This is a genomic window from Flavobacteriales bacterium, assembly GCA_016779935.1.
In the GTDB taxonomy this organism is placed as follows: domain Bacteria; phylum Bacteroidota; class Bacteroidia; order Flavobacteriales; family UBA7312.
Genome location: JADHMQ010000008.1, coordinates 61,972 through 88,770 on the forward strand (window position 1 = coordinate 61,972; position 26,799 = coordinate 88,770).

Sequence of the window (26,799 nt, forward strand, 5' to 3'; positions counted from 1 at the left end):
ATGAAAATTTACGATTTCATATCATCAAACAAAGCAAAGGGCAAAAAACTATTTGCCGTTCTAATTGACCCAGACAAACAAAATCAAAATGAATTATCTGAGTTGGTTGATAGAGCAGTAAAAGCAAAAGTTGATTTATTTTTTATCGGCGGAAGCTTACTTACAAGTGATAGTATGAACGATTCTATCAGAACTATCAAATCGAATTGTAATATACCAGTTGTTATTTTCCCTGGCAACACAATGCAGGTAAATGAAAATGCTGATGGCATTTTGTTTTTATCCTTAATTTCTGGTAGAAATGCCGACATGTTAATTGGCAAGCAAGTCATTACTGCCCCTATATTAAAAGCATCAAAATTGGAGGTCCTACCAACAGGCTATATGCTAATTGATAGTGGCAATCCAACAACTGTTTCATACATGAGTAATACTACCCCTATCCCACATGAAAAAAATGATGTGGCAGCATGCACTGCTATGGCTGGTGAACTTTTAGGTTTAAAGCTAATCTTCATGGATGGTGGTAGCGGGGCAACAAAGCCCATTTCTGAATCTATGATTAAAATGGTCAGACAATCTGTCAATACTCCAATAATCATTGGAGGCGGCATTTGTAATGCTGAAAAGGCTATAGCTAATTGCAAAGCAGGTGCAGACTTAATTGTAGTAGGGAACAGCATTGAAAAACAACCACATATTCTGGAAGAAATAGCACAATCTATTTATGAATTTAATTCTTCAGTGAAGAATGAAGTCCTCGGTTGAAATAAGCATGTATCCTTTGGATAGAAACTACGAAACTTCAATTATCCAATTCATTAAAAAACTACGTACTTACCCATTTATTATTATTGAAACTAATGGGATGAGTACTCAAATCTTTGGAGAGTATGATAATGTTATGCATGCTGTAAATACAGAGATGAAAAGTAGCTTTCTGAACAATGAAAAAGTGGTGTTTACATTAAAAGTAGTTAACTCCGACTTGAAAGAAAAACCATCCTTTTAGTGATGAAAAAAATTGTCATCATTGGTCCAGAATGCACCGGAAAAAGCACCCTAACTAAAGCACTTGCCAATCATTTCAATACAGCATATGTAAGGGAGTATGCTAGAGAATATATTGATAACCTAAACGGTAATTATAAAGAAGATGACATCCTCACTATTGCACAAAAACAAATTGAACTAGAGGACAATGCAATAGCCAACAACAAATACCTTTTTTTAGACACCGACCTTATCGTTTGTAAGGTCTGGAGTGAGTTTAAGTATGGACAATGCAACCCGTGGATTCTTAAACAAATAGAAAAGCGTCATTACGATTACTATCTACTTTGCGATATTGATATCCCTTGGATTAATGACGGACAAAGAGAGCATCCTAACCATAGACAAGAGCTTTTTGACACATACAATATAGAACTTACAGAATTAAATAAATCTTTTACAGTAATTAGCGGTGAAAATCGTCTTCAAGATTCTATAGATTTTTTACAATCATTGGATATATAATTTACAAAAGAGTAGTACATTTGCCTCGTCTTTACGGGGTGCCTACTAAGGCTGAGATTATACCCATCGAACCTGCCAAGGTAATTCTTGGAAGGGAAGGGAGTTTAACATAATTATCCATCAGCAACTCCGTGTTGGTGGTAGTGTTTAACGAAAACTATCAAAAAGATGACATTCAAATCTATTTTAAGCCTAAGCTTCATAGCTTCGACTTTATGGCTATCTGCCCAAGAATCAGATACCTTAATTATTTATCCTGACTTAGAAGAAGTCAACATCAGAGCGTTAAGAGCTTCTGAAAAAACACCCATGTCCTATTCAAATATTGACCAACAACAGTTGGAAGAACAAAATTTAGGACAGGATATTCCATACATGCTATCACTGACACCATCTATTGTAACCACTTCAGACGCAGGCGCAGGCATTGGATACACAGGTTTTAGAGTGCGTGGTAGCGACCCCACTAGAATAAATGTAACCATAGATGGTATTCCTCTAAACGACGCAGAATCTCAAGGAGTATGGTGGGTTAATATGCCGGACTTTACTTCATCTGTTGAAGACATTCAAATCCAAAGAGGTGTTGGAACGTCAACCAATGGTGCGGGTGCTTTTGGTGCAACGGTAAACCTTAGGACTCAAAAGCTACGCCCAACAGCCTACGCCACTACCAATAATAGTATTGGGTCTTACAATACACTGAAAAACAATGTAGAGTTTGGCTCTGGTCTTTTGGCCAATAAATTTACACTAGACGGACGTCTTTCAAAACTCTCCTCTGACGGATATATTGATAGAGCCACTTCTGACTTAAAATCACTGTACCTTTCTGGTGCTTACTTCGGAAATGATGAGGTTCTAAAGCTCACATTAATTTCAGGAAAGGAAAAAACCTATCAAGCCTGGAATGGTGTACCTCTATCTTACATTAATGATGATAGCCTTAGGACTTTCAACAGCTACACCTATGAAAATGAAACCGATAACTATTGGCAAGACCACTACATGATGCATTACAACAAACAGTTGAGCCCCTCTGCATCATTTAATCTTGGACTACATTTCACAAAAGGAAGAGGGTATTATGAGCAATACAAGAAAGGCGAAGACTTTACAGATTATGGCTTAAATAACGTTATCGTTGGAAGCGACACTATTACAAGCACAAATTTAATTAGAAGAAAATGGCTCGATAATGACTTTTACGGAACCGTATTTTCATACCAAAACAGCATTGACAATTTAGAGTATACAATTGGTGGAGGCTGGAACACCTATGAAGGTAGACACTACGGTGTTGTAAGATGGGCAGAATATGCAAGTAATGGATATATTGACCATATATATTATGATAATGATGCTATAAAAACAGACTTGAATGTATATGCTAAAGCTCTTTATAAATACAGTGAAGAACTTTCATTATTCGGAGATTTACAAAAACGCTATATTGATTATTCTTTCATTGGCAAAGATGATAATGGAGCTTCCTTAGAAGATACTGTCAATTTTGATTTCTTTAATCCAAAATTTGGCGCATTTTATCAGCTGGATGACTCCAAGAGTATTTTTGCATCTTTTGCCGTTGCTAATAGAGAACCTAATCGAAGTGACTTTGTAGATTCTTCACCAAATTCAAGGCCAGTTCATGAAACACTTTACGACACTGAACTTGGCTACAAAATCTCAAAGAAAAACTTCACTTTATCAGCTAACGCCTACTATATGATATATGAAAATCAGCTCATTTTAACAGGAAAAATAAACGATGTAGGCGAATACACAAGAGAAAATGTTGATTACTCTGAACGAAAAGGGATAGAAATTGAAGGGGGGGTTAAGCTGAACAGTAAAATTGACTGGTCAGGAAACATCTCATTCAGTGAAAATACAATTGCAAACTACACCGAATATGTAGACAATTGGGACACATGGGGACAAGAAAAAATTGAATACGAGAACACTAATATTGCTTTTTCTCCAGAGCTAATTTGGGCAAGTAAATTTAATTATCAATTTAATGACAGAATGGGAATTCAACTAATTTCCAAATATGTTGACGAGCAATACATTGACAATACATCGAGTCAAGATAGAAAATTAGACGCCTATTTAGTTCACCACGGTCGTTTTATTTGGAACATCAACAGCTCGTTTTTCAAAAAAGCCAGACTAAGTCTCCAAGTAAATAATTTACTGGATGAGAACTACGTCAACAACGCATGGATCTACCGATTTAAATCGGATGGTTACGACCCAAGACCAGATGATGCTTTCGTTTCTGCAAATAGCGAAGGCGGTTACGATATGGTGGGCTATTTTCCACAAGCAAAACGAAACTTCTTATTAGGACTTACTTTGGGTTTCTAAACTGCTCAAAAAACAATAAAAAAGCCGTCGAAAATCGACGGCTTTTTTATTGCCTTTTATTTTAACTCTTGAATAGCAAGTTGCTTATCAATAAGTAATTGTTTTTTTAAACTATCTATATTTTTAAAGGTCATTTCCTCCCTCAAGCGTTCAACAAATTTTATTTGTAGCTTCAGCCCATATAAGTCTTCATCGAAATTAAAGATATGCACTTCTAATGAACGTTCATTCACTCCAAGAGTAGGGTTTTTACCAATATTCATCATTCCATCCATAAGTTTGCCGTCAAAACTTACCTTGACTGCATATACTCCGTCTTTAGGAACGAGCTTTGTATTGTCAGAAATATTCAAATTGGCAGTAGGAAAATCAATAGTTCTTCCGATTTCTTTACCCTTAACAACAGTTCCTTCTAATTGATAATAATAACCTAAATAATCATGAGCTTTTGAAACATTGCCAAAAAGTAAAGCCTTTCTAATTTTGGTTGAACTCACACTCACTTCATCAAGAAGCTGAGCGGGAATTTCTTCTACCTCAAAACCATATAAATGGGAAAATTCTTTAAGATGCTCGAAAGAGCCTTCTCTATTTCTTCCAAAATGGTGGTTATAACCAATCACAAGCTTGTGAGTGTTAATCTGATTCACAATAATATCACGCACAAAATTCATTGATTTTATTCTAGAAAACGCTTTGGTAAAAGGATGAATAATCAAATGATCTATACCTGCATTTTCGAGAAGACTAATCTTTTCATCCAAAGTATTAATCAATTGCAACTGATGATCATCAGGAAAAAGCACCATCCTTGGATGGGGAGAAAAGGTAAGTAAAACGGTTTCACCATTTTCTTCTTTAGCAATTTCTTTTAATCTATTAATTATCGTTTTATGACCAAAATGTACACCGTCAAATGTTCCTGTTGTAAGAATGGGACGAGCTACGTTTTTAAAATCAGAAATAGAATGATAAATTTTCAAATTTTAGCTTTTATTATAAATGTTAAAACCTTGTTCAAAAGTAGCAATTAATTTATTGATTAAATCTTTGCGACATACTAAATAATTCGTGTAAATTTGCCCAAAATTATTCGGAATTAAAACCTACATTAAGTATAAAAAAGATGTCAAAAAGCAAAGGTAAAATTTCTCAAATCATTGGCCCAGTTGTCGATGTTACTTTTGAAAATAACGAAACAGGATTACCAGATATTTACGATTCTCTAGAAATCACAAAAGAGAACGGTACAAAACTGGTTTTAGAGTGCCAACAACATATTGGAGAAGACACAGTGCGTGCTATCTCAATGGACTCTACAGATGGATTAAAAAGAGGCATTGAAGTTGTTGCAACTGGATCGCCAATTAAAATGCCAACTGGAGAACACATTAAAGGCCGTGTATTTAACGTAATTGGCGATGCCATCGACGGCATGGACGATTTAGATAGAGAAAATGGACTACCTATTCACAGAGAAGCTCCAAAATTTGAAGACCTTTCAACTTCTACTGAAGTATTATATACCGGTATTAAAGTAATTGACCTTATTGAACCATACGCTAAAGGCGGTAAAATTGGTCTATTTGGTGGTGCAGGTGTAGGTAAAACTGTACTTATCCAAGAGTTAATTAACAACATTGCAAAAGGGCACGGTGGACTATCCGTATTTGCTGGTGTAGGAGAAAGAACTCGTGAAGGAAACGATTTATTAAGAGAGATGTTAGAGTCTGGAATTATCGATTACGGTGAAGACTTCTTACACTCTATGGAAGAAGGCGGATGGGACTTATCTAAAGTAGACGCTTCAAAAATGGGCGACTCAAAAGCTTCTTTCGTATTTGGTCAGATGAATGAGCCTCCAGGAGCACGTGCTCGTGTTGCACTTTCTGGACTTACACTTGCAGAATACTTCCGTGATGGTGACGGTCAAGGAAAAGGACGTGACGTTTTATTCTTTGTTGATAATATTTTCCGATTTACACAGGCTGGTTCAGAGGTGTCGGCACTATTAGGTCGTATGCCATCAGCAGTAGGTTACCAACCAACATTAGCCACTGAAATGGGAACAATGCAAGAGCGTATAACATCAACTAAAAATGGTTCTATTACTTCTGTACAAGCAGTATATGTTCCTGCGGATGACTTAACTGACCCTGCTCCTGCTACAACCTTTGCTCACTTAGATGCAACTACAGTACTTTCTCGTAAGATTGCAGAATTAGGTATTTACCCTGCGGTAGATCCATTAGATTCTACATCAAGAATTTTGTCTCCTGATGTTGTAGGTGACGAACATTACGACTGTGCACAAAGAGTAAAAATGCTTTTACAACGCTACAAAGAGCTTCAAGATATTATTGCAATTCTTGGTATGGAAGAACTTTCTGATGACGACAAACTAGCAGTATCTAGAGCACGTCGTGTCCAGCGTTTCTTATCTCAACCTTTCCATGTAGCTGAACAATTTACAGGTCTTAAAGGTGTGTTAGTTGACATCCAAGACACTATTAAAGGATTCAACATGATTATGGACGGTGAGATGGATCAGTACCCTGAAGCTGCTTTTAACCTTGTTGGAACCATCGAAGAGGCGAAAGAGAAGGGAGAAAAAATGTTAGCTGAAGCAAAATAATTTTTGACTATGCAATTGGAAATCATCACACCAGAAAAGAAAGTATTTGAAGGCGAGGTTACTTCAGTTCAACTTCCAGGCGTTACTGGTAGGTTTGAAATTTTGAACAATCACGCACCAATCATTTCTTCATTAACAAAAGGTGAAGTGAGAGTCATTGACACAAATAATAAAACTGAACACTATCAAATTAATGGCGGTGTGATTGAAATGCAAAACAATAAAGTTATTGTACTAGCCGACTAGAACAATACCAATCTAAACAATTAAAAAAGGTTGCGATAGTAACCTTTTTTTTTGTGCTATATTTGAACTGTTATGCTAGAGGATAAACTTCTAAATAAAATTGTCGAAAGACAGAATAACAAGGCCTTAAGACAGTTGATTGTTTCCACAACAAAAGTTGACTTCTGTTCTAATGACTATTTAGGCTTTTCAAACGAAGAGTGGAATAGCACAGAAAAATCTGGCTCAACTGGAAGCAGATTGATTAGTGGCAACTCCAAACTTCATGAGAAAATAGAACAAAAAATTGCAGAATTCCACAATGTAGAATCGGCTTTACTGTTCAATTCCGGATATAACGCGAATTTAGGACTACTATCATCAGTCCCTCAAAAAGACGATACTATTCTATACGACCAATTATGCCATGCATCCATAAGAGACGGAATAAAACTGGGTAATGCCAGAAGCTTTTCATTCAGACATAACGATACCAATCATCTACAAAAAAAAATTAAACACGCTAGCGGAACTATTTTTGTTGTTGTCGAAAGTGTTTACTCTATGGATGGTGATTTTTCTAATCTAGAAATCATTTCAGAAATTTGTCAAGAACATAATGCAAAACTCATTGTTGACGAAGCTCATGCACTTGGTGTATTTGGAGAAAATGGTCAAGGTCTTACCGACAAAATAGAGTGTTTTGCACGCATCTACACTTATGGCAAAGCGTTAGGGAGTCATGGTGCTGCTGTTGTTGGAAATAAAATTCTTATCGATTACTTAATAAATTTTTCAAGACCATTTATTTACACAACCGCTCTCTCTCCTCATTCTATAAAGCGTATTGAATGGGCATATGATAAATTATCATCAGCCAACAGAAAGGAATTACATGAAAACATAAAATTGTTTAGAAACCTCTGCAAACACCCTAACTTAATTGAGAGTAAATCAGCTATACAGTGTATTGTAATTGGAGGTAATGAAAATACAAAACAGTTTGCCGAAAACTTACAGCTAAGTAATTTCGATGTTAGACCAATCCTCCATCCTACAGTGGGCAAAGGCTTGGAAAGAATACGGATTTGTCTCCACTCCTTCAATACTAAAGAAGAAATAAAACTATTGTGTGAACTAATTAATAAATCGGCATGAAGTACTTTGTTACAGGAATAGGAACCGAAATTGGCAAAACTATTGCTTCTGCAATATTGGTAGAAGCTCTTGAGGCCAATTACTGGAAACCTATACAAGCGGGCGAATTGGAATATACTGACAGCCAAAAAGTAAGTGATTTAATCTCTAATACTAAAAGTGAATTTCATCCAGAGTGTTTCCGATTAAAACTGGCTATGTCACCCCACGCAGCTGCTCAAGCTGAAAATATAACAATAAATATATCTGAATGTCAACTCCCTGAGACTAGTAGACCACTTATAATTGAAGGTGCTGGAGGTCTTCTTGTACCACTTAATAATGAAGGATGTATAATAGATTTGATTAAAGAATTAAATGTTGAAGTCATATTAATTAGCCAACATTATTTGGGAAGTATAAATCATACATTACTAAGCATAGAAGCGTTAAAAAGTAGAAATATCCCTATTAAAGGCATTCTTTTTAACGGTGATGAAAACAGTGATACTGAGCATATTATTTTATCAAAAAGCGGATTACACTGTTTAGGTAGAATTCCATTATTAGAAACTGTTGACCAATCAAGTATAAAAGAAATTGCTGAACAATTAAAAGCAGTGTTCTAATGAGTATTTCCAAAAACGATAAAAAATATATTTGGCACCCTTTCACTCAAATGAAAACTGCACCTACTCCCATTCCAATTGTTAAGGGAAAAGGCACTTTATTATTCGACGAGAATGGCAAAGAATATATTGACGCTATTTCTTCATGGTGGGTAAATGTTCATGGACATTCTCATCCTTATATTGCAAAAAAAATAAGTGAACAACTTTTAGAATTAGAGCATGTTCTATTTGCTGGCTTTACGCACAAACCTGCTACTGACCTCTGCGAAAAACTGAGTCGCCATTTACCAGATAATCAACATAAGTTTTTCTTCTCGGGAGATGGCTCTTCAGCTATAGAGATAGCTTTAAAAATGAGCATTCAGTATTGGAAAAATAAAGGAGAGAAAAGACAACGAATACTTGCACTGGAAGGTGGTTATCATGGCGAAACTTTTGGTGCAATGTCTGCAGGAGCTAAGAGTATCTTTTCTCAACCCTTTGAGGATTATTTATTTTCAGTAAACCACCTGCCTTTTCCTTCTGATGAAGAAAAAACACTATCGGCTCTAAAGAAAGAACTAGAAAATGGAAATGTAGCATGCTTTATTTTTGAACCTCTTGTTCAAGGTGCTTCTGGAATGAGAATGTATTCCGCTTCCACTCTAGACAAAATGATTAGTCTTTGTAGAGAATACAATGTTCTTTGCATTGCAGATGAAGTAATGACTGGCTTTGGCAGAACGGGAACAGTTTTCGCTTGTAACCAGCTAAAAGAACAAGTAGATTTCATGTGTTTATCCAAGAGTCTTACTGGCGGAACACTCCCCCTTTCTATTACCACTTGTTCTAATGAAATTTACTCGTCTTTTTTAGACGATTCACTAAGTAAAGCATTTTTACATGGTCATTCCTTCACTGCTAACCCGATTGGATGCACGGCTGCCATAGCAAGTTTAGAGTTACTAGAAAAACAAGAATGTCAAAATAGTATTACCCACATTTCAGAACAACACAAAGCCTTTGCGTTGACAATACAAAATCATCCAATGCTAAAAAACATCAGACAAACCGGTACTATTCTTGCAATGGATATTCATACTTCAGAAACAGGCTACTCAAGCAATGTGAAAAATATGCTTTACAATCATTTTATTGAAGAAGGTGTTATTCTACGTCCTCTAGGAAATGTTATTTATACTATCCCTCCCTACTGCATCAAAGAATCGGAATTAAAAAAGGTTTACAAAAGCATTCTTTCAGCTTTAGAAAAAGTTGAATAGTCGTATCTTTGAGCTATGCAATCAATACTTATCACATCAAAATCTAGCTTATCCGCTTTGGGGCATGAAAGTGATGAAGTATGGAAGAATTATCAAAGAGAATCGACTTGCTTATCTATATGTTGCTTTAATGATATGGATACACCAACTGGCAGATTACAAGAAAAAACACAATTACTGATTGATAATTTAAGAAAAGAAGACCCGCACTACAGAAGATTAGATAAAAGTGTATTGATGGCAATTTTAGTAGGCAGAGACGCCTTGTCTAAATCCAAATGGTCTGACCTTTCAAGAGTCGGCATCAATATGGGCTCGTCAAGAGGAGCAACACAATTATTTGAAAAATATCACGAACACTTTATCAACTCTCCAAAAAAGAGAATTTCTCCACTAGTATCTCCGACTACCACATTAGGAAATATTTCATCCTGGATGGCTTTTGATTTTGCTTCTAATGGGGCTACACTAACACATTCTATTACTTGTAGTACAGCACTTCACTCCATTTTAAACGCTTGTGTATGGATAAAAAGTGGAATGACTGATAAATTTATTGCTGGAGGAACTGAAGCACCGCTTACCGACTTTACTATTTCTCAAATGAGATCCTTGAGTATTTACAGTAAAAATACATCTGAATGGTATTGTAGCCCAATGAAAAAGGGAAATACTAAAAACAATATGGTCCTTGGTGAAGGTGCAAGTGCATTTTGTTTAGAAGCCGACAATGGACAACAACACTTAGCTAAGATAATAGGCTTAGGCTATGCTACAGAAAAGATAGAACACCCTGCCTCTTTATCAGCAGATGCTCACTGTTTACGAAAAAGCATGGAAATGGCTCTATTTGACAGTGAACTAAAAACAGTTGATGCAATTGTTATGCATGCACCTGGAACTATAAAAGGTGATGAATCCGAATACAAAGCCATTAAATCTGTATTTGGATCGAACACTCCACATTTAATAAGCACTAAACACCAAAGCGGACATACTTTTGGAGCATCTGGTGGCTTAAGTTTAGATTTGGCTGTAGAAATGCTTAATCGAAAACGCCTAATAAAATTCCCATATCAAACGGAAGTTACTCAAGAAAAAAGCATGCCAAAAACTATACTTATCAATGCCGTAGGATTTGGCGGAAATGCTGTAAGCATCATAGTTAAAAAGACAGATTAAAAACTATATTTGTTATATAAATTCAACGATTATGAATAATAGCTGGACAATCGATAAGATTTTAGAAATCTATAAAAAGCCCTTAATGGAGTTGATTTTTGAAGCTGCTCAAACTCACCGTCAACATCACAATCCATTGGAAGTTCAAATTAGCACTCTCCTCTCTATTAAAACTGGCGGATGTTCAGAAGATTGTGGCTATTGTCCACAAGCTGCAAGGTATCACACGGATATTGAAACTAACGACTTAATGAGTGTTTCACATGTGAAAGCTCAAGCTCTAAGAGCAAAAGCTAATGGATCATCTCGATTGTGTATGGGAGCAGCTTGGAGAAATATTCAAAATAATGAAGAGTTTGACCAAGTTCTTGAAATGGTACAGACTGTTAATGGTCTTGATATGGAAGTGTGTTGTACTTTAGGCATGATGACTGAAGAACAAGCTCAACGACTAGCTGATGCTGGGCTGTATGCTTATAACCACAACTTGGATACTTCGAAAGAACACTACAAAGAAATTATCTCAACACGTGAATTTGACGATAGAGTTAAAACAATTGAAAATGCTTCCAAAGCTGGAATAAGTGTTTGTTCTGGCGGAATTATTGGAATGGGCGAATCTGCTGAGGACAGATGCGGAATGCTCTTGACTTTAGCCAATATGAATCCACAACCTAAATCGGTTCCAATTAACGCTTTAGTAGCTGTTGAAGGCACTCCCTTAGAAGACCAAGAAACTGTTTCCATCTGGGAAATGGTTCGTATGGTAGCTACTACACGAATTGTAATGCCGGAGTCTGTTGTAAGGCTATCGGCTGGTAGAACAGAAATGTCAGATGAAGGACAAGCCTTATGTTTTATGTCAGGTGCTTCATCTATCTTTGCTGGCGACAAATTGCTTACCACTCCAAATCCTGACATTAACCAAGATATGAAACTGTTTGATATTTTAGGTATTACTCCAAAAGCACCATTTGTCGATGGTGATCAGCCAATAACAAATGATAATTATAAAAAATGTCTTTCAACTAAAGGAAATATAAAGTGGAAAAGACCAACACATACCATTGAAAGAAACGAAAAAGCCAAAGAAAAGGCTAAGGCACTAAGAAGTTAATTGACTTTCTAGAATAAGGAAGCTGGCTCTATTAAAATATTTTTTTCTCTCAAGAATTTTTTCAATTTGATATTATCCTCTTCATCCATAAATTGGACTCCAACAATAAAGCGATAGTGCTTTAGTTTGAATATATAATTTTTATTATTTATAATAACCTCTTTTAAATCTCTCTCTTTAAAAGAATTAAATAAACAAGATGTAGTCCATATTTTACCATCTTTAATTTTTAAATACGGTTTATATGTAGCCCATGTCAATAAACTAAAATAGATAGCTGAGATGATATGAAAAACATAATGTATCTCTAAGCTCAAAAAAATAAAAATTAGCAAATAAATTAGTGCAATTGACGCAAAAATAATAGACCACCAAAATCTATAAACTTTGGAATAATAAATTACGATTTCACTCATCTTATTTTACCAATATTTTTTCGCAAAATTCTTCCAACTTCAATCTTGATTTTTCATCAAATAAAAATTTATTTACAATCATTTTGTCATCAGAAGTCAATAAAGTAATTGTTTTATCTTCATCAATAATTTCTTCGAGATTTTCAATAAATAATGTAGTAGAATTAAAAGAATGTTGATGTATTTTACCATCAGCAATTGACAAGGCAGGTGTGTTAAAATACATAACATTAATGTATACCATGTTTAGAAAAATCATCAACATAATTAGGGATTGCTTTGATAAAAGAAATGCTAATAAAAAACCAAATGTTAATAGAGAAAATACTATCCTAAAACGAATAGAATAATTAAACGATACAATGTCTTTCATGAATTAAGGTTTAAAAATTACACTTAAAGTAAACTAAAAATATTTCAAAAAAGTAAAATAGAAGACAAATAAAATAGAAAGCTATTAAGCGGTATTAAATAAGTATTCATGTACATTTCATTTAAGGAAATATATACCAAATATAGATAATTATTTCAACTTGGAATTATTTGTGTGCCGATTAGCATCTCTTTCTGTTTTTATTTTAAGTTTTTTATCAAATGCATCTTGCAAATTCGTGCCCGTTTGATTCGCCAAACACAAAACAACAAAAAGAACATCTGCCAACTCTTCACCCAAATCAGTATTATCGCTTTCTTTAATCGATTGTTCCCCATACTGACGAGCTATAACTCGAGCTACCTCACCCACTTCTTCAGAAAGAATAGCCATATTAGTTAACTCATTGAAATAACGAACACCATATTGTTTAATCCACTTATCTACCTCTTGTTGTAATTGTTCTATTGGCATTATTCTTTATTTTTTGAATCGATTAATATTGTAACTGGTCCATCATTACACAGTCTAACTTGCATATTTGCGCCAAATTGACCAGTCAAAACTTGACTTTGAGCATCCAAACTTAATCGTTTAACAAAGTTTTCATAAAGAGGAATAGCTTGTTCTGGCCGTGCTGCCTCAATAAAAGAAGGGCGATTACCTTTCTTGGTTTTGGCGTGTAAAGTAAACTGACTAACCACCAATACCTCCCCTTGAACATCAATTATGGATTTATTCATTTGACCATTTTCATCAGAGAAAATACGAAGATTAGCTATTTTTTTAGATAGCCATTCAGCGTCTGATGAATCGTCTTCATTCTCTATTCCCAAAAGAATCAGTAAACCGTACTGTATTTGACTGTGTATTTGACCCTCAATACTTACTGATGCCTCAGAAACTCTTTGAATAACTACCCTCATTGCTCATAACGGTTTACTCTAAAACTTTCATCGTCTTGCTCCAGCATACTGAGGTAATTCTTATATCGAGAAGCTGCTATCTCGCCATTTTCAAGGGCTAATTTAATAGCACAATTAGGTTCATTGATATGCAAACAATTATTGAACTTACATTCCGACTTAAGCTTAAAAAACTCGATAAAATAATCACCTAATTCGTACTTATCCATTTCAATCAATCCGAAACCTCTAACACCAGGTGTATCAATAATAGAAGCTCCGAATTCTAAGTCGTGCATCTCAGAAAAGGTAGTGGTGTGTTGCCCTTGCTGATGTTGCTCGGACACCTCTTGAGTATGGATATTCAAGTCCGGTTGTATCTTATTTAATAAGGTAGACTTACCGACTCCGGAGTGACCAGAAATCACATTTACCTTCCCTTTCATGAATGCTTTTACATCGGACAAATCATCATTAAGGATACTTTTAGTGAAACAGCGATAACCTATTTTTTCATAGACTGAACGCCGCTCTTCTAATTGAACTAAAATAGGCTCGTCATACAAATCAACTTTATTAAAAAATATAACAACCTCAACTCCATAGGCTTGTGCTGACACCAAAAAACGATCAATAAAACCTGTTGAAGTTAGTGGGCTTTTCATGCTTACCATCAGTATAGCTTGGTCAATATTTGAAGCAATAATGTGGGTTTGCTTGGACAGATTTACTGATTTACGAACTATAATATTTTTTCTATCGTATAACTCATCAATAAGAAAAGACTCTTCCTCTTGACTCAACAACACCTTATCTCCAACAACAATAGGATTGGTGCTTTTAATATCTTGCATTCGAAACTTTCCACGGATACGACAATTCAATAATTGACCTTCCTCCGTCTTTACGATATACCAACTCCCGGTAGATTTTATGACTGTTCCTTGCATTGTGACAAATATAACCATCTTATTTGTCTATTCCCTTTTCGTATATTTGAAATGAAATTAAAAACCATGAAAAAGCTGTTATTTCTAATTGCCCTAAGTGTTTTGTTCAGTCAGTGCGAAATCTGTCATTATGTACGATATGGCGAAAAATCTGCCCAATTCGAAATAAGTAACGATACCGCATTTGTGAATGGACTACTCGGCAAAAAAGCTCATCATAGGTTAGAGAAAATTATTCATAAAAATCCTCATTTATCGACCTTATGCCTTGAAGATGTCCCTGGCTCCGTTGACGATGAATACAACATAAAATCCTGTTATTTGATTCACCAAAAAAAGCTAAATACTTATGCGTCCTCCCAATCCATTATTGCGTCTGGAGGGGTAGATTTTTTTCTTGCAGGCGACAAAAGACATGTAGAAGAAGGTGCTAAATTAGGCGTTCATTCTTGGAGGGATGGCACTACTGATGGTGTTTATTTTCCTAGAGGGGATAGCTTGCACTTTCTGTTTCTAGATTTTTATAAAACCATAGAAATGGACAGTTCTTTTTACTGGTTTACGCTGCGCGCAGCCAAAGCGGATTCTATCCATTAGTTAAGTTACGATGAAATGATTCGTTTTGGAGTGATAAAAAATTAAGTCAATTGGCTTATCTTCGCACTATGTCTATTGAAGTTAAAGAAGTAAGCAAATACTATGGCGAACAAGCAGCTCTAGAATCCGTTTCATTTGAGGTTAAAAAAGGAGAAATTGTTGGTTTTCTTGGCCCCAATGGTGCTGGAAAATCCACCTTAATGAAAATTATTACGACTTATCTGAATGCTGATCAAGGCCATGTTAAAGTATGTGCCGAAAATGTAGAAGAAGATTCTATTGCAATACGCCAAAAAGTTGGCTATTTGCCAGAGCATAACCCCCTTTATTTGGAAATGTATATTAAAGAATATCTTGCTTTTATTGCAGATATTTATTCTTGTCCAAAAGACCGCGTCCAAGAGATGATTGAGTTAACTGGTTTAATCCCAGAACAACACAAAAAAATTGGGCAATTATCCAAAGGATACAGACAGCGAGTAGGATTAGCGGCCGCTTTAATTCATAATCCTGAAGTGCTTATTTTGGACGAACCTACCACAGGCTTAGACCCCAATCAGTTGGTTGAAATAAGAAACCTCATCAAAGAAAGTGGCAAAGATAAAACTGTTATGCTTTCGACTCACATTATGCAAGAAGTTGAAAAAATGTGCAACCGTGTTATCATCATTAACAATGGTAAAATAGTCGCCGATGAAATGTTATCCACTTTAAAAGAAAATAAAGTTGATTTAGAATCTTATTTTCAAGAACTTACGGCTTAAAATAATTCCGAAGCTATCTTATAAATATTATCCGAATTCCCCATAGTATAAAAATGCAAACAGGGTGCTCCACTGGCTTTCAACTCTTTGCATTGCTCTATGGCCCATTCTACACCAAACTGACGAACTTCTTTATTGTCTTTGCATTTCATTACACCTTCAGACAATTCTGATGGAATATCCATATAAAATCGCTGTGGCAATACAGTCAATTGCTTTTTAGTATAAATGGGTTTTATTCCTGGTATAATAGGAACGACAATTCCCATCTCTCTGCATTGTTTTACAAAGTCAAAGTACTTGGAATTGTCAAAAAATAATTGTGTAACAATATACTCAGCACCTAAATCTACTTTTTGCTTCAAATACTGTAAATCTGTTTTCATATTGGGTGCTTCAAAATGTTTTTCTGGATAACCAGCCACACCAATACAAAAATTTGTTTTGTAATCTTGTGCCAACTCTGGCTCTAACAAAATCCCTTTATTTAGGTTAGAAACCTGCTGTAATAATTCACTGGCATAGGAATGACCATCGACCTCAGCTTTAAAATAGGTTTCGGATTTGATGGGATCACCACGCAAAACCAAAACATTATCTATTCCTAAAAAGTTTAAGTCAATGAGTGCATTTTCTGTTTCTTCCTTGTTGAAGCCTCCACAAATAATATGAGGAACGGTATCCACCTGATATTTATTCATAATAGCCGCACATATCCCTACTGTTCCTGGTCGCTTGCGTACTGCTCGCCTTTGCAATAAGCCATTGGGTTTTGTCTTGTAGATGTGTTCTTCTCTGTGATAGGTCACATCAATAAATGGTGGCTTAAATTCCATGAGAGGATCAATGGAATCAAAAATAGACTGTATTCCCTGCCCCTTTAAAGGAGGTAATATTTCAAAAGAAAATAAGGTCTCTTGAGCCTGTTCTAAATAGTCTGTAATCTTCATTTTAATCTTTGTTTTGTATTAATACGCTAAGTTTGGAGCTAACCATTTTTCTTCTACTTCAACGCTAGTTCCTTTTCGCTGTGCTAAACTTTTTATTTGATCTTTTTGAATTTTTCCCAAACCAAAATACTTGGATTGAGGGTGTGAAAAATATAATCCACTGACCGATGCGGAAGGATACATAGCTAGACTTTCAGTCAAGGAAACACCTATGTTTTTTTGAGCATTCAACAGTTTGAAAATCGTTTCCTTTTGGGTGTGGTCTGGACAAGCTGGATAGCCTGGCGCCGGTCGAATACCTTGATAGTGTTCTTTGATTAAACTTTCATTGTCTAAGCTTTCATTGGAAGAATAGCCCCAATACTCTGTTCTGACTTTATGGTGCATAAATTCGGTACATGCTTCAGCTAATCTATCGGCTAATGCCTTTAGCATGATGGATGAATAATCGTCATTTTCCTCTTCGAAACGAGTAAGATGTTTTTCTATTCCTAAGCCAGCTGTACAGACAAAAGCTCCTAAATAATCGGCTAAATTAGTGCTTTGAGGGGCAATGAAATCGGCTAAGGCTAGGTTATTGGCTTGAGCTGATTTTTGAGTTTGTTGCCTTAGTGTTTGAATTGTTGCTAATGATCGCTTTCTGCTATCATCGTGGTACAAATGAATGTCGTCCTCTTCACTATTCGCTGCCCAAATACCTATTACCGCTTTGACTTGAAGCCATTTTTCCGAAACTATTTGCTTCAACATCGTTTGAGCATCAGCAAACAAGTCTTGCACTTGTAATCCAATGACCTCATCTTCCAAAAGCTGCGGGAATTTGCCATGTAGCTCCCACGACTGAAAAAAGGGTGTCCAATCAATAAACGGAATTAAACTATCAATTTTAATTTCCTCGAAAATCTCAACCCCTAACTTTTTAGGTTTGTATAAGTCTTCCTCACGCCATTCAATAGATAGTTTATTTTTACGTGCTTCCTGTATTGACAAATACGATTTTTGTGTTTTTCGTTGCAAATAATTTTCCCTCAATGCTGTATATTCTTTAGAAATACCATCAAAATACTCGGCTTGCATAACTTGATTAGCAACTGTTACAGAACGCGAAGCATCTATCACATGAACTACTTTTTCGTTATGAGGTGCAATTTTAACAGCAGTATGTACCCTAGATGTAGTAGCACCGCCAACGAGCAAAGGAATATTAATATTCTTATTTTTCATCTCTTTAGCTATGTGCACCATCTCATCCAATGAAGGTGTAATCAATCCACTTAATCCAATAATATCTACTTGCTGCTTTTGGGCTTCCTCTAATATTTTTTCCATTGGCACCATTACGCCTAAATCAATCACCTCATAGTTATTACATGCCAACACCACACCTACAATATTCTTACCAATATCATGGACATCCCCTTTGACGGTTGCTAATAAAACCTTTCCCGCTTTTGTCGATAGACTATTTGCTTTAGACATATAGGGTTCTAAAATGGCAACGGCTTTTTTCATTACTCTTGCACTTTTGACTACCTGTGGCAAGAACATTTTACCACTTCCGAACAAGTCACCAACTACATTCATACCGTCCATTAGTGGCCCTTCAATAACGTCTAAGGGTTGACCTAACTTTTGTCTAGCTTCTTCTGCATCTTCGTCTATATATTCTATCCAACCGTTAATGAGAGCATGTTGCAAACGGTCTTCTACCGATTTTTTTCGCCATTCTAAATTATTGACTTTAACTACTTTCTTTTGGTCTTTTACCGTCTCGGCAAACTCTAAGAGTTTCTCCGTTGCATCGCTACTTTTATTGAGAAGAACGGCTTCTACCCTTTCTAATAATTCTTTAGGGATTTCTTCATAAACCTCTATCATGCCTGCATTTACAATGCCCATATCTAAACCCGCTTTGATAGCATGAAACAAAAAAGCAGAGTGCATAGCCTCTCTAACGGTATTGTTGCCTCTGAAGGAAAAAGATATGTTACTGACTCCTCCACTAACTTTAGCTAGCGGTAAGTTGTCTTTAATCCATTGGGTAGCATTAATAAAATCAAGTGCATAATTGTTATGTTCATCTAGTCCTGTAGCAACAGTGAGAATGTTTGGATCAAAGATGATGTCTTGTGGTGGAAAATCTACTTGTTCCGTTAATAAAGTGTAAGCGCGTTGACAAATTTCTATCCTACGCTGGTAGTTATCGGCTTGACCCTGCTCATCAAAAGCCATAACGATAACTGCCGCTCCATATCGTTTGATTAATCTGGCTCGTTCAATGAATGTTTTTTCACCATCTTTCAAGGATATAGAATTGACAATACCCTTCCCTTGAATACATTGTAAGGCCACCTCTATAATCTCCCATTTAGAAGAATCTATCATAATGGGCACTTTACAAATGTCGGGTTCAGAAGCTATGAGATTAAGAAAATGCACCATGGCGTTTTGACCGTCAATTAAACCATCATCCATATTAATGTCTATAACTTGAGCTCCTGCTTCAACTTGTTGTCTAGCTACCGACAAAGCCGTCTAGTAATCGTCAGCCTTGATGAGTTTTCTAAATCGAGGAGATCCCGTCACATTTGTGCGCTCGCCGATATTTAAAAAGTTAGTCTCAGTGGTGTATGTCAAAGCTTCAAGACCGCTTAACTTTAGATTTGGCGCTTGTTCCTTTTTCTTCCGCGGGGTATACTTTAGAACCATTTGCGCAAAGGCTTTAATGTGCTCTGGTGTAGTGCCACAACAACCCCCTACTATATTGACAAGCCCATCTTTCACAAAATCCTCCAACTGAAGTGCCATAGCATCAGGCGATTCATCATAGCCCCCCATTTCGTTAGGCAGTCCTGCATTGGGGTATGCACTGACATAAAAATTGGAATTCCTAGACAAGTCTTTGACATGAGGTTTCATCGCTGATGCACCTAATGCACAATTAAAACCAACCGATAGTAAGGGAATATGAGAAATGGAATTTAAAAAGGCTTCAGCTGTTTGCCCTGAAAGTGTGCGACCACTAGCATCGGTAATAGTTCCAGACACCATAATGGGCAAGCGTTTATTTCTTTGCTCAAATATTTCTTCAATAGCGAATAATGCTGCTTTACAATTGAGGGTGTCAAAGACGGTTTCTACCAAAATTATATCAACTCCACCATCCATTAGAGCATTAATTTGCAAAGCATACGCTTCTTTGAGCTGATTAAAAGTTATGGCCCTATAAGCTGGGTTATTTACATCCGGTGACAAGGATGCTGTTCGATTGGTTGGACCAATAGCTCCTGCTACAAATCGAGGTTTGTGAGGCTCATTGGCTGTAAATTCTAAAGCTACCTCTTTAGCAATTTTAGCTGACTGAAAGTTAATGTCATAAACGCTATCTTCTAACTGATAATCGGCTTGGGCAATGATTGTTCCACTAAAGGTATTTGTTTCCACAATATCTGCCCCTGCCTTAAAATATTCAGCGTGAATACCTTTAATAATATCTGGCCTGGTGATTGAGAGCAAATCATTATTGCCTTTCAGACTACAAGGGTGATTTTTAAAACGTTGACCTCTAAAATCAGACTCTTGTAAATCATGGCGTTGTATCATTGTTCCCATAGCACCATCGAGAACAAGTATGCGTTTTTGAAGTAAATTTTCTAGAGTAAATTCCATAAAACAAGTTATTTAAATTTTAAAATAACCTATCTTGAAAGAAGTAAAAATGGAATTGATTTTTCTCATCTACCTTCGATTCAATCGAAGTGGGAGTTAGCACCCTGCTTGGTCAGGGTTGCTAAGACATCATCGGGCCCAATCCCTCAGTCTTTCTTGATAAGTTGATACAAATGTAAGCTGAAATTAATTTAGAATGCAAAAAAATTAATGAATTTATTTTTTTAATTTCGCAGACGATTTAATAAGTGGATAAATTTGGCTGATTGCAACCACTCCTAAAAAAATGCTAAAACAGGAATGACTTCGCAACGGCTATTTTCACTTAAGTTTAATAATTCTAATACAATAGAAAATGGCTTATTTTTTCACCTCAGAATCCGTATCAGAAGGACATCCTGATAAAGTGGCAGATCAAATTTCAGATGCGCTACTCGATAATTTTTTAGCCCAAGATAAAGACTCTAAAGTGGCTTGTGAAACTCTTGTTACTACAGGGCTTACTGTATTGAGTGGCGAGGTAAAGACCAAAGCTTATGTAGATGTTCAAAAAATCGCTAGAAAAGTCATTCGTAAAATTGGCTATAACAAATCGGAATATCAATTTGATGCTGATAGTTGTGGTGTTATTTCTGCTATACATGAACAATCGGAAGACATCAATCAAGGTGTTGAAGCCGATAAAGGCTTACACGCTGAACAAGGTGCGGGCGATCAAGGTATGATGTTTGGTTATGCTACCGACGAAACGGATAATTATATGCCTTTAGCTTTAGATTTATCTCACCGTATCCTCATCGAATTAGCCGATATTAGAAGAGAGGGTAAAGAAATGACATATCTACGACCAGATTCAAAGTCTCAGGTAACTATTGAGTACAGTGACGATAATCAACCAATTCGTATTGAGGCTATTGTAGTTTCTACTCAACACGATGAGTTTATTATGCCTCAAGAGGATACGGATGCTGCTAAATCACAAGCAGAGACTTCTATGCAGAAGCAAATAGAAAATGATGTAAAAACTATTCTCATTCCTAGGGTGCTAGCACAATTAGAAGAACGACAACAAGTTCTTTTTGGAACAGAAAAATACCATGTCAATCCAACGGGTAAATTTGTTATCGGTGGACCACATGGCGATACGGGCCTAACTGGCCGTAAAATTATTGTTGACACCTATGGTGGTAAAGGTGCTCATGGTGGTGGTGCATTCTCTGGTAAAGACCCTTCTAAAGTTGACCGTTCGGCAGCTTATGCCACACGACACATTGCTAAAAACCTTGTTGCTGCAGGACTATGTAAACAAGTATTGGTTCAAGTGTCTTATGCTATTGGTGTTGCAAAGCCAATGGGTATTTTTGTTGATACATACGGCACTTCAAATGTCGGTTTATCAGATGGTGAAATCGCTAAAAAGGTAGAGGGTATTTTCGATATGAGACCAGCTGCTATTATTGATCGCTTAAAGCTTAAAAATCCAATTTATCAGGAAACGGCGGCTTATGGTCATATGGGTAGAACTCCCGAAATCAAATCGTTTACCTTTGATGTTGAAGGACAGTCTAAAGAAGTTACTTTAGAAACATTCACTTGGGAAAAGTTAGACTATTTGAACGAGGTCAAAAAGGCTTTTAATCTTTAGTCTATTTCTTTCTAAAGAAAATCTGAATTGGCACACCATTAAAGTCAAAACTCTCCCGAAGTTTATTTTCGATGTATCGTTTGTAAGGGTCTTTTATATATTGTGGTAAATTGGCAAAAAAGGCAAAAGTTGGCGTCTTAGTTGGTAACTGCGTACAGAATTTTATTCGAATATATTTACCCTTAGTTGCTGGAGGTGGATTTTGCTCTATAAATGGTAGCATGACATCGTTCAGTTTAGAAGTACTTATTCGTACTTTTCTATTTTCTGAAACATCTATTGCTATTTCTAGAGCCTTTAGCAAACGTTGCTTTGTTAGGGCAGAAATAAATAAAATAGGGACGTCAGTAAAAGGAGATATTTTTTCTCGAATAGCAGTTTCATACGTTTTAGTCGTGTGGGTATCCTTATCAACCAAATCCCATTTATTTACTAGAATAACGATACCCTTATTGTTTTTGTCTGCTAGATGAAAGATATTTAAATCTTGTGATTCGAAACCTAGTGTAGCGTCAATGAGTAACAAGCATACATCGGAATATTCAATGGAACGAATTGAACGCATCACTGAGTAAAACTCTAGGTCTTCGCTGACTTTCTTTTTCTTCCTAACTCCTGCGGTATCTACTAATACGAAATCGTATCCAAACTTTGTGTAGTGTGTGTCTAATGAATCTCTCGTTGTACCTGCAATATCGGTAACAATATTTCTTTCCTCGCCTACTAAAGCGTTAACAAATGAGGATTTCCCAACATTTGGTCGGCCTACTATGGCAAATCGTGGCAAGTCACTTTCTTCTTCTGTTTCAGTATCTGGAAGTTTACTGACTAATTCATCTAACAACTCCCCTGTTCCACTTCCGTTAATTGAAGATATGCAGAAATAATCTCCCATTCCTAAAGAATATAATTCCACTGCTTCTTGCATTATTTTACCATTATCCACTTTGTTGGCAACGAGAAAAACTGGTTTATCGGATTTACGCAGATGCTTGGCAACAGTCAAATCCATATCGGTTACACCCTCCTGCGCATCCACTAAAAACAAAATAGCATTAGCTTCTTCAATTGCTAGATTAACTTGCTTTCGTATTTCCCCTTCAAAAATATCATCAGAACCTACGATATAACCACCAGTATCGATTACAGAAAACCCTTTCCCGTTCCAATCCGTTGTGCCATAATGCCTATCACGTGTTACACCACTTACAGAGTCAACGATAGCTTGTCGCTTCTGAATTAGTCTATTAAAAAATGTTGATTTTCCAACATTTGGCCGACCTACTATTGCTACTATATTTCCCATGGTATGTTAGTTATTATAACCGAAACGTTTTAGTTGCTTATCGTCGTTTCGCCAATCCTTATTGACTTTGACATACAAATCTAAGAATATCTTTTTCTGAAAGAATGTCTCCATATCTCTTCTGGCTAGTGTGCCTACTTTTTTCAAGGCTCTTCCTTTATGCCCTATAATTATGCCCTTTTGTGATTCTCTTGACACATTGATAATGGCACGTATTTTAATGATTTCTTCTTCTTCAAAAAATTCTTCTACCTCAACTTCTACTGAATATGGAATTTCTTTTTTATAGTATTTTAATATCTTCTCTCTGATAGTTTCTCCAACAAAAAAGCGTTCCGACTTGTCTGTAAGAGCGTCTTTATCAAAGTAAGGTGGTGAGACAGGTAAAAGCTCCTTGATTCTATCCATTACCAAATCAAGATTGAATTTATTGAGTGCAGAAATTGGGTGAATTTCAGCCTTTGGCAAACGTTCTTTCCAAATGGCTATTTGTTCTTTTACAAAATCTTGTTCTGCAGTATCAATTTTATTGAGCAATAGTAGTAGTGGAATGTCTGTATTCTGAAGTCGTTCAAAAAGCTTTATATCCTTGAGTTCCTTCTCACCAGTCTCAACCATATAAATGAGAATGTCTGCATCTTGGAATGCGCCATGAACGAAGTCCATCATATTTTCTTGCAACTTATAGGCTGGGTCAATGACCCCAGGCGTGTCTGAAAAAATGATTTGATGCTCATCATCATTAACAATACCCAATATCCTATGGCGAGTCGTCTGAGCCTTTGAAGTGATAATCGATAAGCGTTCACCAACCAAAGCATTCATCAAAGTTGATTTACCAACATTTGGATTACCAATGATATTTACATAACCTGCTTTGTGTTCCATTATAGTTTTGAGCGTTTATCTTTTATTACTTCCAAACGTTCTAAAGACTCTTCCCAACTACTCATATTTTGATTCAGCTCGTTTTGCTTGTCTTGGTAAGATTCGAAAAAACCTTTTTGCGAAGATAACTCTTTGTAGCGTTCGTGGTTTGCTAATTCGTCATCTAATTCTTTTAACTCTTTTTCGAGGCGTTCTACTGCTCTTTCAAACTGCCCTACTTTATTGGATAGTTTACGAATGTCTTTGTCGAGCTGTTTGCGTTCATTGAAGGTTTGTTTATTTGCTGAATCATCCGACTTTTTGACTTTACTCTTTTGCTTATTCTCTAATTCAAATTGTGTAAAGTCTTGTACTTTTTTCTCTTTCAAGAAGTCATTAATATCTCCCAAGTATTCTTTAATGTTTTTATCTTTGAACTCGTAAACCTTCTCCGTTAAGCTTTCAAGGAAATCTCTATCGTGAGACACTATTATTAAGGTGCCATCGTAATTCTTCAAGGCTCTTTTCAAAATATCTTTTGATACCATATCCAAGTGATTGGTAGGCTCATCCATAATGAGCAGGTTTACTGGCTCCAAAAGCAATTTACACAATGCTACTCTTGCCCTTTCACCACCTGATAAGACTTTAACCTTTTTCTGAACTGTATCGCCACTAAATAAAAATGACCCTAGCATATCTCTTACACGGGGTCGACTGTGTTCATCGGCAGCGTCTTCAACTACTTCAAAAATGCTTTTATTTTCATCCAATAATTCTGACTGATTTTGGGCATAATAACCGACTTTTACTTGGTAACCGTATTCTATTTCTCCATCGTATTTGATAGCATTCACTATCATTTTTGCTAGAGTGGTTTTACCTTCACCGTTCTTTCCAACGAAAGCAATTTTATCTCCTCTTTCAAGCATTAAATTAACGCCCTTTAACACCTGTAAGTCATCGTATTTTTTAGAAACGTTTGATACTTTTAGGGTTACTTTTCCAGAATGTGGAGCAGGTGGAAATTTAAAATACATTGAAGCAGTTTCATCTTGCTCTACTTCTACAAGATCCATTTTATCCAACTTTTTAATTAAACTCTGAGCAAAAGAGGCTTTGCTTTTCTTTGCTCTAAATTTTTCAATAAGCATCTTTGTTTGCTTAATCTCTTTATCTTGGTTTTTCTTGGATTGGATTTGTTTTTCTTGTCTATCCTTTCTGAGCTCAACATACTTAGAATAGCTGGCTTTATAATCGTTAGCCTTACCCAAAATTAAATCAATTGTTCTGTTAGTCACAGCATCCAAAAAGGCTCTGTCGTGAGACACCAAAACAACTGCTCCTGAATAATTTTTTAGCCACCCTTCTAACCAAACAATGGATTCAATATCTAGGTGATTAGTAGGCTCATCAAGTAATAAAACATCTGGTTTGCTCAATAAGATTTTTGCTAACTCCAGTCGCATTCTCCAGCCACCACTAAACTCGTTGGTTTGTCGGTCAAAATCATCAAGCTGAAATCCTAGACCTAATAAAACCTGACTCATTTCAGATTGTATAGTATAGCCTCCTAGCATACCAAAACGTTCATTTAAGTCGTTCAAATCGGTAATGAGTTGCATATAACCATCACTTTCGTAATCGGTTCGCTCACTCATTTTTAAGTTAACGCTGTTGATTTGCTGCTCAAGTTTTTTTATTTCTTGAAAGGCTTGTTCTGCTTCCTCTTGTACTGTTCTTCCTTCTTCAAACTCTAAGTCTTGCCTTAAATAACCTATGGTAGACTCATTTGGAGTAGATATTGAGCCTTCATTGGCTTTTTGCTCGCCAGATAAAATTCTAAGTAAGGTTGACTTCCCTGCTCCATTCTTTCCAACTAAGCCAATACGGTCACCCTTATTCACCATAAATGAAACATCGTCGAACAGTTCTTGCCCTCCAAAATAAACCGATATGTTATTCGCTGAAATCATAAGCGTGCAAAAGTACACTATTTTTATAGCCTCTTAAAAAGAGAAGTAAAAATGAAACGATAATGTAATTTTAGTGTATATTTGCCCTCACATCGCGAGGTGGAGCAGTTGGTAGCTCGTCGGGCTCATAACCCGAAGGTCGTAGGTTCGAGTCCTGCCCTCGCTACTAAAACAATAAAACGGTTATACTATTATAGTGTAACCGTTTTTGATTTATATCTTTCAATTATTGCCAGGTGTAATTCATTTTTATCTTTAACATTTGCTATGTCTTGATTATCGACAGGTTTAATATTGTGA

Annotated in this window: 24 protein-coding genes, 1 tRNA gene, 1 pseudogene and 2 riboswitches; of the genes and pseudogenes, 15 read left to right on the plus strand and 11 right to left on the minus strand. The window is 36.1% G+C overall.

All coding sequences use genetic code 11. From position 1 onward, the window contains the following. The 4 genes from ISP73_05450 to ISP73_05465 all read left to right on the plus strand — a co-directional run bounded on the left by ISP73_05450 (position 1) and on the right by ISP73_05465 (position 3,891). Positions 1-768, plus strand: coding sequence for a geranylgeranylglyceryl/heptaprenylglyceryl phosphate synthase (locus tag ISP73_05450; GenBank protein MBL6658030.1), 768 nt, complete (start codon positions 1-3; stop codon positions 766-768). Then, a complete protein-coding gene (locus tag ISP73_05455; GenBank protein ID MBL6658031.1) occupies positions 752-1,012 on the plus strand; it encodes a hypothetical protein in 261 nt (86 codons plus the stop codon). The genes ISP73_05450 and ISP73_05455 overlap by 17 nt, the downstream gene beginning before the upstream one ends. Before the next feature lie 2 nt (positions 1,013-1,014). Further along, positions 1,015-1,518: an ATP-binding protein gene (locus ISP73_05460; protein ID MBL6658032.1), complete on the plus strand. Its 504-nt coding sequence runs from the start codon at positions 1,015-1,017 to the stop codon at positions 1,516-1,518. Positions 1,519-1,542: 24 nt separating this feature from the next. Next, a riboswitch (TPP riboswitch) is annotated at positions 1,543-1,633 on the plus strand. Positions 1,634-1,686: 53 nt separating this feature from the next. Continuing rightward, complete coding sequence (locus ISP73_05465; protein MBL6658033.1) at positions 1,687-3,891, plus strand: TonB-dependent receptor; 2,205 nt, start codon at positions 1,687-1,689, stop codon at positions 3,889-3,891. A 56-nt stretch (positions 3,892-3,947) separates the two neighbouring features. Here the strand turns inward: ISP73_05465 and ISP73_05470 are convergent, their stop codons facing one another. Then, on the minus strand, positions 3,948-4,874 hold the full coding sequence (locus ISP73_05470) for a bifunctional riboflavin kinase/FAD synthetase (GenBank protein MBL6658034.1): 927 nt from the start codon (positions 4,872-4,874) through the stop codon (positions 3,948-3,950). 143 nt (positions 4,875-5,017) lie between these two features. Here ISP73_05470 and ISP73_05475 point away from each other — a divergent pair, with 143 nt between their 5' ends. The 7 genes from ISP73_05475 (at position 5,018) to bioB (ending at position 12,081) form a co-directional block, all read left to right on the plus strand. Beyond that, positions 5,018-6,526, plus strand: a complete 1,509-nt coding sequence (locus ISP73_05475; GenBank protein MBL6658035.1) for a F0F1 ATP synthase subunit beta — start codon at positions 5,018-5,020, stop codon at positions 6,524-6,526. 9 nt (positions 6,527-6,535) lie between these two features. Beyond that, complete coding sequence (gene atpC, locus ISP73_05480) at positions 6,536-6,772, plus strand: ATP synthase F1 subunit epsilon (GenBank protein ID MBL6658036.1); 237 nt, start codon at positions 6,536-6,538, stop codon at positions 6,770-6,772. A gap of 72 nt (positions 6,773-6,844) precedes the next feature. Further along, positions 6,845-7,909, plus strand: coding sequence for a pyridoxal phosphate-dependent aminotransferase family protein (locus ISP73_05485; protein MBL6658037.1), 1,065 nt, complete (start codon positions 6,845-6,847; stop codon positions 7,907-7,909). After that, positions 7,906-8,517: a dethiobiotin synthase gene (gene bioD, locus ISP73_05490; GenBank protein MBL6658038.1), complete on the plus strand. Its 612-nt coding sequence runs from the start codon at positions 7,906-7,908 to the stop codon at positions 8,515-8,517. Before ISP73_05485 ends, bioD begins: the two co-directional genes overlap by 4 nt. Continuing rightward, complete coding sequence (gene bioA, locus ISP73_05495) at positions 8,517-9,782, plus strand: adenosylmethionine--8-amino-7-oxononanoate transaminase (protein MBL6658039.1); 1,266 nt, start codon at positions 8,517-8,519, stop codon at positions 9,780-9,782. The genes bioD and bioA overlap by 1 nt, the downstream gene beginning before the upstream one ends. A 15-nt stretch (positions 9,783-9,797) precedes the next feature. After that, positions 9,798-10,964, plus strand: a complete 1,167-nt coding sequence (locus tag ISP73_05500; protein MBL6658040.1) for a beta-ketoacyl synthase — start codon at positions 9,798-9,800, stop codon at positions 10,962-10,964. Between the two features lie 31 nt (positions 10,965-10,995). Then, positions 10,996-12,081: a biotin synthase BioB gene (gene bioB, locus ISP73_05505; protein MBL6658041.1), complete on the plus strand. Its 1,086-nt coding sequence runs from the start codon at positions 10,996-10,998 to the stop codon at positions 12,079-12,081. Between the two features lie 8 nt (positions 12,082-12,089). On the opposite strand, the gene ISP73_05510 is transcribed toward bioB, so the two are convergent. From ISP73_05510 to rsgA, 5 genes are all read right to left on the minus strand, one after another. Then, the gene (locus tag ISP73_05510) at positions 12,090-12,497 is read right to left on the minus strand and encodes a hypothetical protein (GenBank protein ID MBL6658042.1); all 408 of its coding nucleotides are present in this window, start codon (positions 12,495-12,497) and stop codon (positions 12,090-12,092) included. 1 nt (position 12,498) lies between these two features. Then, entirely contained in the window at positions 12,499-12,870 is a 372-nt protein-coding gene (locus ISP73_05515) for a hypothetical protein (protein MBL6658043.1), read from the minus strand. Between the two features lie 150 nt (positions 12,871-13,020). Then, complete coding sequence (locus ISP73_05520) at positions 13,021-13,344, minus strand: nucleotide pyrophosphohydrolase (GenBank protein MBL6658044.1); 324 nt, start codon at positions 13,342-13,344, stop codon at positions 13,021-13,023. Then, positions 13,344-13,796: a D-tyrosyl-tRNA(Tyr) deacylase gene (locus ISP73_05525; GenBank protein ID MBL6658045.1), complete on the minus strand. Its 453-nt coding sequence runs from the start codon at positions 13,794-13,796 to the stop codon at positions 13,344-13,346. The genes ISP73_05520 and ISP73_05525 overlap by 1 nt, the downstream gene beginning before the upstream one ends. After that, a complete protein-coding gene (gene rsgA, locus ISP73_05530) occupies positions 13,793-14,725 on the minus strand; it encodes a ribosome small subunit-dependent GTPase A (GenBank protein ID MBL6658046.1) in 933 nt (310 codons plus the stop codon). Before rsgA ends, ISP73_05525 begins: the two co-directional genes overlap by 4 nt. Positions 14,726-14,791: 66 nt before the next feature. Here rsgA and ISP73_05535 point away from each other — a divergent pair, with 66 nt between their 5' ends. Beyond that, positions 14,792-15,322, plus strand: a complete 531-nt coding sequence (locus ISP73_05535; protein MBL6658047.1) for a hypothetical protein — start codon at positions 14,792-14,794, stop codon at positions 15,320-15,322. Between the two features lie 68 nt (positions 15,323-15,390). Further along, complete coding sequence (locus ISP73_05540) at positions 15,391-16,086, plus strand: ATP-binding cassette domain-containing protein (protein MBL6658048.1); 696 nt, start codon at positions 15,391-15,393, stop codon at positions 16,084-16,086. On the opposite strand, the gene metF is transcribed toward ISP73_05540, so the two are convergent. Beyond that, positions 16,083-17,036, minus strand: coding sequence for a methylenetetrahydrofolate reductase [NAD(P)H] (metF, locus tag ISP73_05545; GenBank protein MBL6658049.1), 954 nt, complete (start codon positions 17,034-17,036; stop codon positions 16,083-16,085). The genes ISP73_05540 and metF overlap by 4 nt on opposite strands. Before the next feature lie 18 nt (positions 17,037-17,054). Next, positions 17,055-20,705: pseudogene (gene metH, locus ISP73_05550) on the minus strand (methionine synthase). A gap of 62 nt (positions 20,706-20,767) precedes the next feature. After that, positions 20,768-20,871: riboswitch (SAM riboswitch) on the minus strand. Between the two features lie 189 nt (positions 20,872-21,060). Between metH and ISP73_05555 the strand changes: the two are divergent. Next, positions 21,061-22,350, plus strand: a complete 1,290-nt coding sequence (locus ISP73_05555) for a methionine adenosyltransferase (protein MBL6658050.1) — start codon at positions 21,061-21,063, stop codon at positions 22,348-22,350. Between the two features lies 1 nt (position 22,351). On the opposite strand, the gene der is transcribed toward ISP73_05555, so the two are convergent. Genes der through ISP73_05570 form a run of 3 tightly spaced genes read right to left on the minus strand, consistent with a single transcriptional unit; the run spans position 22,352 to position 26,499 of the window. Then, a complete protein-coding gene (gene der, locus ISP73_05560; GenBank protein MBL6658051.1) occupies positions 22,352-23,656 on the minus strand; it encodes a ribosome biogenesis GTPase Der in 1,305 nt (434 codons plus the stop codon). A 6-nt stretch (positions 23,657-23,662) separates the two neighbouring features. Continuing rightward, entirely contained in the window at positions 23,663-24,544 is an 882-nt protein-coding gene (gene era / locus ISP73_05565; GenBank protein MBL6658052.1) for a GTPase Era, read from the minus strand. Then, a complete protein-coding gene (locus tag ISP73_05570) occupies positions 24,544-26,499 on the minus strand; it encodes an ATP-binding cassette domain-containing protein (protein ID MBL6658053.1) in 1,956 nt (651 codons plus the stop codon). Before ISP73_05570 ends, era begins: the two co-directional genes overlap by 1 nt. A 93-nt stretch (positions 26,500-26,592) precedes the next feature. Here ISP73_05570 and ISP73_05575 point away from each other — a divergent pair. Then, positions 26,593-26,665: transfer RNA gene (locus ISP73_05575), tRNA-Met, on the plus strand. The last annotated feature ends 134 nt before the right edge of the window (positions 26,666-26,799 follow it).